Genomic DNA, 10574 nt, shown 5'->3' with positions numbered 1-10574 from the left:
AGATTCTCGGTTTCCGATCGCGGTCGACCAGGGGTAGGAACTCCCACCACTACGTCGTCGACTCCGGCGTGGCGTGCGACAAGAACCTCCAAAGCCGCCAGGAGGACCATAAACAGGGTCGCATTGTGCCGTTTGGCGAGCTCCTCAAGGTCAGCCATCACCCCCTGAGGGATCTGAACGTGGACGGGACTCGCTATGGCATTTGGGGTGACGGCCCTATCCCGGGGTAACTCCAGGTCTGGCGGCAAATCCGCCAGCTGATCTCGCCAGTATTGAACCTGAGTCTCGAACGAGCCTTCGGTGATCGTCGCTCGCTCCCAACGAGCGTGGTCGGCGTAATCGATCTTGAGGTCGGGTAGTCCAGCCGGGTCCGTTCCCTCGAGAGTTGCGTCGTAATGAGCGATGAGCTCGTCGACGAAGAGGGGCTCCGACCAGCCGTCGAACACGATGTGATGCATGGCAAACGCCAGAAGATGATCGGTCGGCGATAACCGAATGAGCAGCGGGATGAACGGGACCTCGTTCTCCAGATCGAACGATCGAGATGTGTGATCGTCTGCCAGGTTCCGGGCCGCCGCCGACGGGTCGGGCTCCTCGGACAGATCCCGCACGTCCATGGTGGGCGTCGGATTTCCGGAATATTGCACGGGCTCGGTCCCGCGCAGGGGGAACGTCGAGCCAAGAACCGGGTGTCGACGAACGACAGATTTGATTGCGCTGCCGAGTACCGCGGGGTCGAGATCGCCCTGCAGACTCAGTATGAGCGGCCGGTTGTTCGTCCCCTGCTCAAGGTGGGAGGTCAACCACAGGCTCTGCTGCACAAAGGTCAGGGGGGACTCGGTCGAGTCGACGTGCGGAATCGGAGCCGATCGCTCAAGCCGTTCGGCTATGAGGGCATCGATGGCCGACCGACGGGAGGCTTCAGACATCAGAGACCAGGAGGTCGTCGACGAGATCTGCCTGGGCGGCGACGGTCGGTCGATCGAAGAACGCTACGATCGACGGATCGATCTGGAGACGCTGCCGCACCCGGGTGAGCAGCCTTATCGCCAGCATCGAGTCTCCGCCCAGGTCAAGGAAACGGTCATCCACACCGATCAAATCGCGACCGAGAACCTCCGCCCAGATTTCGGCGAGAACTTCCTCGGTGCGCGTCCTCGGTGCGACAAATTCGGCATTGGCGCCGGCCACGTCGTCGAGATCGGAGAGCCCGAGCCGCTCGGCCATGCCGATGCGCTGCAACTTGCCGGTTGGACCCAAAGGTAGAGAGTCCATGAAAATGATCCGTCGCGGCACCTTCGCCGGGGACAGGCGCGCTTCGACCCATTGGCGCAGCGAGAGTTCGTTGATCGTTGCTCCGGCTTCGAGGACCACTGCGGCGGCGGGCTGCTCTCCGAGGCGTTGATCAGGTACGCCGAACGCCAGAGCTTGTCGTACAAATTCGTGATCGAGGAGGACCTCGTCGATTTCTCGAGGTGCGATGGTTTCGCCGGCTCGGTTGATCATCTCCTTGGAGCGACCGGTAAGAGTTAGGTATCCGTCATCGTCGAACTGACCGAGATCGCCGGTCCGGAACCAACCATCGACGAAGGCGCCTTCAGCCGGCGTCAGGTAACCCGAAGTCACATTGGGTCCCTTTACGACAACTTCTCCGACTTCGCCGGTCCTGTGGTGTATCTCACCCTCAGTGAGAATGGCGATTTCGGGTCCTGCGGCGATGCCCACGGACCCCGGTTTGCGGTGGGCGGGCGGCAGCGGGTTGCAGGACATCTGATGGGCAGCTTCGGTCATGCCATAGGCCTCGACCACTGGAGCGGCGAAGGCCCCTTCCAGTCCTTCCATTACTGCTGGTGGGAGCGATGCCGATGAAGAGCGAATGAAGCGAAGCGGAGGCAGTAGGACGTTCGGGGTCGATTTCACTCTCTCCAGAACGGACTGGTGGATCGTCGGTACGGCTGTGTACCAGGTGGGTGACGTTTCGATCATCCAGTCGAAGAAGTGGGTGGCGAGGTAACCGGGCGTTGCAACGATCGATCCACCCGAGTACAGCGGGGCGAGCAGGGCCGCCACGAGGCCATGAATGTGAAACAACGGCATCACGTTCAACACGCGATCTGCCGCCGTGAGTTGCAGTGTCCCTGCAACATGAGAAGCCGAGGCCGTCAAATTGGCGTGAGTGAGCGGCACCATCTTGGGTCGTGAGGTGGTACCTGATGTATGCAGGATGAGCGCAACGTCGTCCGGGTCAGGCGATGCAGTGCGAGTATCGGCGTCACGATGACCATCTGCGACCGTCACGGAGCCGGCGTTCGGACCAGGGGCGATTCGCAGAATCGGGACCCCGGCTTGCGTACATGCCTCGACCAGATCCTCGGAGATGTCTTGTGGAACGATCATGAGGCGGGGACGAAGATCCTCGAGGTAGAACGACAGCTCAGCGGGCTTGAACGCCGGATTAAGCGGGGCGGCGATCCCGGCGACCGCGGACGCCAGGAATACCGTCACGGCCTCCGGCCCGTTGTTCACGAGTGAGGCCACAACGTCGGTACGGGAAACGCCAAGTCCGCTAATCGTCGAGGCGAGGCGCTCGACCGCTTGGGACAGGTCAAGTCCGGATGATGGAGCCCGGTCGGGAGCGAGGAGGATGTCTGAGCGTGACGAGGTTAGCGAGCGAACGATCTCGACAATTGTTCTCATTTCCCCCTGCCCCAGTCTTGCCCCGACGCCACCTTAGCGGTCACTGAGAGTGAGATCAATGGGTCCAGCCCATCATCGATCTATCTCCGAAAAACGTACCGGCCCGATGTGCATCGGTGCTGGCCGGTCTGATGATACTCGCGTACACTTCTCCGATGACAGACTCCCACGTGACTGATTGGCTGCTCGACCTCGAGCACCTCGACCCCGATCACTCTGACCCATCTATTCGCTGGCAGGTGATGCGCGATCTGCTCGACGCCCCGCAAGCCGAGTGGCAGGCCGAGCGTCGCAGGGTGGTATCGGAAGGGTGGGGCGCCCGCCTCATGGCCTACGAGGATGACGATGGGCAATGGGCAGGTGGTGCTCACTTTCCGGCCGATTTTCGATGGGGGGACGAAGAAGGTCAGCCGTGGACTTCGACAAGTCATGCTCTGTCGCAGCTTCGCGAATTTGGGTACGACCCGTCGTCTGTGAGCGCTCGTCGAGCTATCGAACTCATCGGTATGAATTGCCGGTGGGAGCACGACAACCAGCCGTACTGGGAGGGTGAGGTCGAGCCGTGCATCAACGGGAATGCGGTCGCCAACGGCACCTACTTCGGCGTTGACATGTCTCCAGTCGTCGAGAGGCTCGTTGGTGAGGTGCTCGAAGATGGAGGATGGAACTGCGAGACCGAGAATGGCTCGGTTCGGTCGTCCTTTGATACCACGATCAACGTCGTCGAAGGTTTGCTGGAGTACGAGCGCGCCACCGGCGGTACCCCGCAATCGCTGGCCGCTCGCCGCTCCGGCGAGGAGTACCTGCTCAAGCGCCACCTCTTCCGTCGGCTCAGTAACGGCGAGACCGTCGATCGAAAATATCTCTATTTCTCGCACCCGAACCACTGGCACTATGAGGTCTTGCGCGCCCTTGATTACTTCCGAGCAGCCTCACTCCTCGCCGGAGAGGCGCCCGATCCCCGGCTGGCCGAGGCGATTGAACACGTTCGGTCGCGGCGTCTCGACGACGGTACCTGGCCGCTCGACTGGACACCTGCGGGTCGGGTTTGGTTTGACGTCGATGATGGCGTCGATAATCCGTCCCGCTGGGTGACGCTGCGTGCTCTGCGAGTCCTCAATTGGTGGGACGCCGCCGGGGGACCCGCCTAGACGCGAGGGGTCTCCTGGCCGGGGTGGCAGTGACTGCTACATTCCAGCGAATTACGAAAGGGCAACGTGCAGCCGTCAAGTGAGATCGAAGCAGTGGTCCGGAGGTTTCTCGCCGCTCGCGTTGCTCGCGACATGGATGCGATGCGGTCGCTTCATTCAACCTCAGAATACGCGCGCCAGATCGGGAGCGACCTTGACGAATGGACGCAGGGCCTCGATCAGGTTGTCGGTGGGTGGTCCGAGTCGCAGATCCACCAGGACGCATGGCATGTCAAGGACGCAATCCTTCGCCGGGTCGAAGCGTATGAAAACGGCGAGACGGGTTGGGCCGCCGTCGAACAGGAACGAACCCTGGTGAATGGGCAGGTCTTCATCTATCGAATCACGATGGTCTTCGTGCTCGAGGCTTATGCCTGGAAACTTGCCCAGATTCACTTCTCTATTCCCGTCGCCGACGAGGAGGTCCTTGGAGTAGAACTGACGTCGACGCTGGCGGATCTGCTGACTGCCATAGACACCGAGTCAGGTTCCGAGAGCCTCGCCGAAGCGGCGATCGGCACCGCCACTATCGTGTTCACGGACATCGTGGGGTCGACGGCTCTATCGCAGTCGATGGGGGATCGCGCCTGGACCGGTCTTATTACGAGTCATTTCGCCACGGTTCGAGACATATGCGGTGGCCGGAGCACTACTCGTCGCGATCTGGACTACAACCGCGTTCGTGCAGGTACACCTCCACCGGCGTCTGGGCGATCAACCCGACGGCTCCGTTGTCCAGCGCCTGGTGCGTAGCAATTGGCTCAGAACGGGATTGTGGACGGTTCGGGGCATGCTCGTCGTCGCGATGCTGTTCTTATGAGGAGCCACCGTCAGGAGCCGCTTTCATGAAGGTGACGGGATTGTCGTCTCGAAGGTGAACCGCCCTCAATGAGAACCGGGTGCCGCCGGGTTGTCGACCAACACGAGCGGATAGTCCCCGAACGGGTGGTCCACTACGCGCATCGACTGGCCGTAGACCTGTGTGAGGGTGGAGTCGGTGAACACGGCACGGGCGGGACCCTCTGTGAGAATCGTTCCATTCGCCACCATGATGATCCGGGTCGCATAGCGTGCCGCCGCATTCAGGTCATGCAGCACGGCAACGACGGTGCTTCCCGTATCTGCCATTCTCCGGAATTCTGCCATTGCCCGTTCCTCGTGGGCAATGTCGAGCGAGGTGGTTGGCTCGTCGAGTAGCACCACAGGGGCGTCTTGAGCCAGGATTCTCGCCAGCGAAACCCGGCCCTGCTCACCGGATGAAAGTGTGGCATAGACACGGTGTCGCAGGTGTGAGATCCCGGTTCGGTCGAGCGCATCTTCGACCGCCAACTGATCGGCTTCCGCCGAGTTGGCCGGGTCCAACCGATGCGGGTGACGACCCATGGTCACTACTGCCGCGACGGTAAACGGGATTTCGGAGTTGGTATGTTGGAGGAGAATCGACCGATGAAGGGCTAGTTCATCGTGGGGGACTTTTTCAATAGGCACACCACGTAGGATCACATGCCCCGTCGAAGGTTTGAGGTCCCCGGCCAGGAGGCGAAGAAGCGTCGATTTGCCGGCACCGTTGGGTCCGACCACGGCTATGAGTTCGCCTGGCTCAACCCGAAGATTTATGTCGGACACCAGCGTGATCCTTCCCACCCGGTAGCCGACATCGACTCCTTCCAGAATGGTCATGCTCGTTGTGCCCGACCGACAAGCCAAACGAAGAAAGGTCCGCCGATTACGGCTGTTACCAACCCGACGGGCAGTTCGATCGGAGATATGGCGGTCCGGGCAGCCAGGTCGGCGAGCACAACGAATAGGGCTCCCGCCAGCAGTCCGGCGATCATCAGGGGCCGATGAGATGGTCCGGTAAACCACCGCACCATATGGGGCACCAGCAAGCCGACGAAGCCGACTACGCCTACCGCCCCGGCGGCTGCTCCAGCCACGATTCCGACTCCCATCAACAGGATGGTCGTTACAAAGTCGACGTCGACGCCTAGGTGACGCGCTTCGGTCTCTCCGAGGGAGAGAAGGTCGAGGGTCCGGGCTGCGGTTGCGAGACCGAGTATGCCCAGTCCACCCACTGTCAGCGTTGTCGCCACGGTTCGCCAGGTACTTCCCGACAGGCTTCCGAGCAGCCAGAACTCAATCGGGGGAACTTTGGTCCGGTCGGCTCCAAACACGATGAACCCCACCCAGGCGGTAAGCGCAGCAGAGAATGCGACGCCGGTGAGAATGAAACGGTTGGGCTGGTTACCCCGACCCCGGCCAAGGCGGCGAACGACCAGGGCGGTCAGTAGGCCCGCTATCGCCCCGCCCGCGATGGCGCCCTGGGCTGCCCCGGCTACCGAGCCGATGACTGCACCAAGCGAGGCACCGGGGCCGATGCCGAGTATCTGCGGATCGGCCAGGGGATTGCGAAATACCCCTTGTAGGACAATGCCCGCCATGGCGAGCATCGCCCCGACTTCAATGCCCATCAAGACTCTGGGAAGTCGGATCGCCCAGACGACGGCGGTGGCCTGGGTGCTCGGTTCAAGGCCACCGGCCACGCCGGCTTTTCTTAGGATGACTGCCACCACTTCGGCCGGGTCGATGGTTACCGCTCCCATCGAGAGGCTTGCTGCGGTTGCGACCAGCAGCAAGCCTCCGATGACAAATGCGACCGCTCGCCGTTTGGAGGCGAAGGGATCGGCTGGTTGACCGGTACCTTTGGCCGAAGCGGTCATCCTCCGGCTAGCTCAGGGTGCAGATCTTTGACGAACTGGAGCAGGGCCTGGCCCACCCGGGGTCCAAAGTTGAAAAAGTACGCTTCGTCATAGACCAGAAGGGCCCCGGTCTGGCCGGCGGGTGTTTCGGCTATGCCGGGGATCGCCACGAAGGCGTCCGCTCCGCCCAGTGCGGCGAATCCCGATTCCGGCACCACGATTACGTCCGGGGCAGCAGCCACCAGGGCCTCGGGTGTAACCGGAGCGGCGCCAAAGACCCCGCTTGCAGCAGCGACATCGATGGCGTTGGCACCTTCGATCATGGCCGAGGTCGGCATACCGGCTCCGAACAGCAGTACCAATTCAGGACCGCGGACATAGATGAACGCAACATTCGGCTGCGTATCGGCCTGGGCCGCCAGGGTTTGTGCCTCGGTGATTTCGCCGTTCACCCGATCGGCCAATGCCTGTCCGGCCTCTGGAACGCCGAGGATTTCGGCGACCTGCCCGATCTTGGTTCCGACGCCGTCCAGCGTGCTCTGGTATTCAAGGACGACCACGGGGACTCCGGCGTCGCGAATCTGTTGGAGAACTTCTGGCGGTCCCGCTTGCGTATCGGCCAGGACGAGTGTCGGCTCTAAAGCCAGAATGGGTTCCGGCGAGATCTGCTGGCCAAATCCGACGACGGCAATGTCGGTTGCTTCGGCCGGGTAGGTGGTCGTCACGTCAATACCGACGACATTGTCACCTAGACCCAGTTCAAAAATGATCTCGGTGAGGTCGCCACCCAGGGACACGATCCGGCTGGTGTCTTCGATGGTCGATTCCACCCCATCAGCTCCTACGAAGGTCACTGCCTCCGGTTCCGCCACGGCGGCCGTTGATGTCGTCGTGGAGGCCTGTTCGGTGGTTGTCGTGGTGGCGGCCACACTGGCGACCGTCGTTTCCACCGTCGTCTCGGCGCTGGTGCCGCCGCAGGCGGCCAGAATCAGTGCAAGCGCCAGGAACAGCGCAGATCGTTGTTTTCTCATTTGGTTATGACCTTTCAATGGCATAGTTGGTTTGCTGAGCAGGGTGGATCGAGGGTGCGGTGACCTTGGTCATGGCGCGATATCCGAGCCAGATCAGCGAAAGCCCGAGTAGTTCCGTCACATAGAGAACCTCAACGTGTCCGGCCCGGGTGAACGAGCCACCGATGCCAGGTAGAAGTGCTCCAACCGCGATAAGGGCATTGCCCGTAACGAGCGACTTCGGGCGATCGGATCTGCGCCAGTATCGCCAGGCAGACCATCCAGCGCCGCCGACCAGGAAAATAAGGGCATAGGTGTTGAGAAGTGGGGAGAAGAGTCGTACCCATTGCCATCCCATGACCGCTCCGGACAGACGGTGCGGCTCGACCTCGTCGAGGTTGATGGGCGTTGCCAACACGAAGACTGCGACGATGGCCGCGTAGGTGAGCATCCCGACCGTCAGCCGATCGGCGGTGCGCTTCTTCATGAGGAGGTACACGGTGCCTTGGGCCAGGGGAGCACCACCAAGGAGTGCGCCGGCGATATACCAGGACCGAAACAGCGGTTCGCTCCATCCAAAGATGGTCGTGCTGGCTTCGGTGAGCGTCCCGAGGCCGAATAGAGCTACTCCGATAGTCCACCACAACAAGTACCGCGCTTGTGGCTTGCGGCGCCAGTGACGCCACAGCAACACGGTGAAGGCTGTCGCCACCACAGTGGTAACGACCGGCAGATAGTGAATCAGGCTTCGTTCGTCCAGCACAGTGGTTTCCACTTCCTTCCAATGAACAGGGTTGATGCTATTGGTAGGGATGAGGACGTCCAGTCGGCTTCGATTGGACACGGTGTCGGATTCCCTCTTCGCGGGGCAACCGGTATCAGAACACCAAAGTCGTTGACACTTTGCCGGGCGGGTCCATGCCGAGGTCGCGACCTAAATGGCGGCCCAAGATTCATTGGCTCTGCAATGTTTCTGGGTAGCGATCACGTCGATTCTTCGTCGACGCCGAACGTCGGCACTGCCTGTGCCAAGGAAGGCTCATTCACTCCGTCGGTTTCCAGATCTGCCCTTCTGAAGGCGCCGGCGTTCACAATGGGTCGGTCAGGCGTGATGGAGCTGAACCGATCGCGGACTAGCGTTGCGACTTGAAGATTCGGTCCCCGACCTGTGATGTGGATCGGGGATCTGTGAGCAACCTGCACATCTGACGGAGGCTTGTATGCCCTTAATGCGTGACTGGCGAGCGTGAAGACCGCACTGGCTGCGTCGATTCCTTCACCGCCCAACAACGTCTTTGAGGTCGGTCCGCTCACGATCCACTACTACGGGCTGATCATCGGCGTCGGGGTCGTGTTGGCGATCTCGGTTATGGCCCGGCGCTACGAAGGGCTCGGCGGTGACCGGGCGGAAGCCGAGAGGTTCCTGGTATGGGCGGTCGGTTTGGGCTTTGTTGGGGCCCGGCTCGCCTACGTGCTTCCCCGATTCGAAAGCGTGACGAAGAACGGGTTCTGGCATGTGTTTGCGATCTGGGAAGGGGGCCTGGCCCTCTATGGTGGCCTGACGGTTGGGTTTATCGTCGCAGTGTGGATGTTCCGCCGCCACCACGGGGATGTCCCGGCAATCCTTGACGCGGCAGCGATCGGTATTCCACTCGCGCAGGGCATTGGTCGGTGGGGGAACTACTTCAATCAGGAGCTGTTCGGAACCCCGTCAGACTTGCCCTGGGCGGTTGAGATCGCCCAGCGGTTCCGACCGGCCGAGTACGTGGATTCTCCCACGTTTCATCCGGCATTCCTGTACGAGAGCCTGTGGAATTTGGCGGTCGTGATACCGCTGGTCCTGTGGATCGAGCGCCGCTTCGACCTTCGGCGCGGCAACCTATTCCTGGTGTACGTGATGCTCTACGGGTTGGCACGATTCCTGCTTGAGTTCATGAGGACTGACAACGCCACGATCATCCTGGGTGTTCGGGCCAACCAGGGGGTTGCCGCCTTGTTGGTGATCACCGCCACGACGGTCTTGGTGGTTCGAGAGCGGCTCGCCGCCTCACAGCCAGCGGGCGATCCCGCCGAGCTGAACATTGAGTAGAACCGGACAACTCCGTCGTCCGTACTGCTGATAGCGATCGTTGATTCCGACGATCCGAAGAGGAGGAGACGAAGAATGAAGCGTGCAATCCGAACAGGTGTCCTGGTCGCCGTAATGAGCCTCACCGCTATCCCTGCGTCCGCCCATGTACACGGGTTTACGCCACTCGGATGTTTGACGACGGACAATGCGAACTCTGGGGCCACCGTGGGTTTCGTGCGAGCGGCCGATGCGGCGGCCCCTCTGAATGGGCCGACTGGCCTCATCCCGTTGAATGCGAGCGGCCATCGGCCGTCTGGTGGTCAGGGTGCTGCGAACGCTTGCAAATAGGTTGCAGTCGAGGGGACCCCGCCTAGGACGGGGTCCCCTGCCATTCTGAGACGGAAAGGTCAGACCTGCTGCCGGACAATCGTGAAGAGACGGACCCAGTGCGAGCGAGGAACCAACCGGTCGGGATGGATGATTTGGGGTGAAATCGCTTGTGGCGCGATCCCTGATCGGAGATACCTGTCGCTATCGTGTGGTCGGGCAAAAGACCCTGCCAGCGTTCGGGGACCGACACCTGCCTACGGGTGATCGGTGCGAAATATGGGGCGCCCGGTCCGCCTCCCAAACCTGCCCTCTCGCCTTTCAAGGCCTATGACCCGATTCTTCTTCTGGTCGTAAACGCGGTTGTCATCGCCTACATGTGGATCGTGCACGGCGGCCCGGCACGGATTCCCGACCAGGAATGGCTCATCGCGATCGGCCGATTGTCCGGTTTGTATGCGGCCCTGGTTTCGCTGGTGGGTCTTGTGCTTATTTCGAGGACGCCGTGGCCAGAGCGACGCTATGGAATGGACAGGATGACCCACTTTCATCGGTACGTCGGGTTCACGGCTGCGGTTTT

General features: G+C 61.4%; 10 protein-coding genes. 4 read left to right on the top strand and 6 right to left on the bottom strand.

The window, feature by feature from the left end:
• Both JJE47_10545 and JJE47_10540 read right to left on the bottom strand, forming a co-directional pair.
• Positions 1 to 929: hypothetical protein (locus JJE47_10545; GenBank protein MBK5267861.1), on the bottom strand; the 929-nt coding region annotated here is incomplete at its 3' end.
• Positions 922 to 2697: an AMP-binding protein gene (locus tag JJE47_10540; GenBank protein ID MBK5267860.1), complete on the bottom strand. Its 1776-nt coding sequence runs from the start codon at positions 2695 to 2697 to the stop codon at positions 922 to 924. The genes JJE47_10545 and JJE47_10540, both read right to left, overlap by 8 nt.
• A 155-nt stretch (positions 2698 to 2852) precedes the next feature.
• Here JJE47_10540 and JJE47_10535 point away from each other — a divergent pair, with 155 nt between their 5' ends.
• A complete protein-coding gene (locus JJE47_10535; GenBank protein ID MBK5267859.1) occupies positions 2853 to 3848 on the top strand; it encodes a squalene cyclase in 996 nt (331 codons plus the stop codon).
• A 66-nt stretch (positions 3849 to 3914) separates the two neighbouring features.
• Positions 3915 to 4640: a nuclear transport factor 2 family protein gene (locus JJE47_10530; GenBank protein MBK5267858.1), complete on the top strand. Its 726-nt coding sequence runs from the start codon at positions 3915 to 3917 to the stop codon at positions 4638 to 4640.
• Between the two features lie 132 nt (positions 4641 to 4772).
• On the opposite strand, the gene JJE47_10525 is transcribed toward JJE47_10530, so the two are convergent.
• Genes JJE47_10525 through JJE47_10510 form a run of 4 tightly spaced genes read right to left on the bottom strand, consistent with a single transcriptional unit; the run spans position 4773 to position 8371 of the window.
• On the bottom strand, positions 4773 to 5567 hold the full coding sequence (locus tag JJE47_10525; protein ID MBK5267857.1) for a heme ABC transporter ATP-binding protein: 795 nt from the start codon (positions 5565 to 5567) through the stop codon (positions 4773 to 4775).
• Positions 5564 to 6607 (bottom strand): iron ABC transporter permease, encoded by a 1044-nt coding sequence (locus tag JJE47_10520; protein ID MBK5267856.1) that lies wholly within the window; start codon positions 6605 to 6607, stop codon positions 5564 to 5566. The genes JJE47_10525 and JJE47_10520 overlap by 4 nt, the downstream gene beginning before the upstream one ends.
• A complete protein-coding gene (locus tag JJE47_10515) occupies positions 6604 to 7617 on the bottom strand; it encodes an ABC transporter substrate-binding protein (GenBank protein ID MBK5267855.1) in 1014 nt (337 codons plus the stop codon). The genes JJE47_10520 and JJE47_10515 overlap by 4 nt, the downstream gene beginning before the upstream one ends.
• Positions 7618 to 7621: 4 nt before the next feature.
• Positions 7622 to 8371, bottom strand: a complete 750-nt coding sequence (locus JJE47_10510; GenBank protein ID MBK5267854.1) for a hypothetical protein — start codon at positions 8369 to 8371, stop codon at positions 7622 to 7624.
• A gap of 471 nt (positions 8372 to 8842) precedes the next feature.
• Between JJE47_10510 and JJE47_10505 the strand changes: the two genes are divergently transcribed.
• Entirely contained in the window at positions 8843 to 9685 is an 843-nt protein-coding gene (locus JJE47_10505) for a prolipoprotein diacylglyceryl transferase (GenBank protein MBK5267853.1), read from the top strand.
• A 572-nt stretch (positions 9686 to 10257) separates the two neighbouring features.
• A partial coding sequence (locus JJE47_10500; protein MBK5267852.1) for a hypothetical protein occupies positions 10258 to 10574 on the top strand: 317 nt, incomplete at its 3' end.

It is taken from the genome of Acidimicrobiia bacterium (assembly GCA_016650365.1).
GTDB lineage: Bacteria > Actinomycetota > Acidimicrobiia > Spongiisociales > JAENVV01 > JAENVV01.
Note: the sequence above shows the minus strand (reverse complement) of the source record. Positions and strands in the feature narration are given on the sequence as shown.